The organism is Microbacterium sp. P26 (assembly GCF_023712585.1).
Lineage (GTDB): Bacteria > Actinomycetota > Actinomycetes > Actinomycetales > Microbacteriaceae > Microbacterium > Microbacterium algihabitans_A.
The window spans coordinates 1-418 of the sequence record NZ_JAMAXZ010000035.1; the positions used below are offsets into that span (position 1 = coordinate 1).

Annotated in this window: 1 protein-coding gene; it reads right to left on the reverse strand. The window is 33.5% G+C overall.

The genetic code is table 11. The features are described 5' to 3' along the window. The coding region (locus M3667_RS16625) for a hypothetical protein (RefSeq protein WP_251509629.1) at positions 1-418 on the reverse strand (418 nt) is incomplete at both ends.

Below are 418 nucleotides of genomic sequence, written 5' to 3' on the forward strand. Positions count from 1 at the left end.
AAGTAAGACACATAAAATTCTTCATTTGGCTTAGCATCAATCTTCGCAACCTTAATGATTACATTTTTATTTTCAATAAGTTCACCGACTTTAGCTTTATAGGTAAAACCGTCACCTTCAATTGAATAAGAATTGTCATCAATAACATTCAATACAATCTTAGGAGCCTTTTCACCATTTTCAGGTAGATAAAGTTTTTCTATAACTATTTTCCCGCCTACATCACCTGTCAAGCGATGTATTCCACGGCCAATTAAGGGAAAATATTTGTTTTCAATTTGCGTTTGCAAATTTAAATTATCAACTGTTTTACCAAGTATCATTCTTGATTGAAGCAATGCTATCTCAGGAGCTGATTGCGGTTGAGCATCAGGTAATATTTGAGTTAAACTGCTTAGAATCGCGTTCCCTTGTTTTT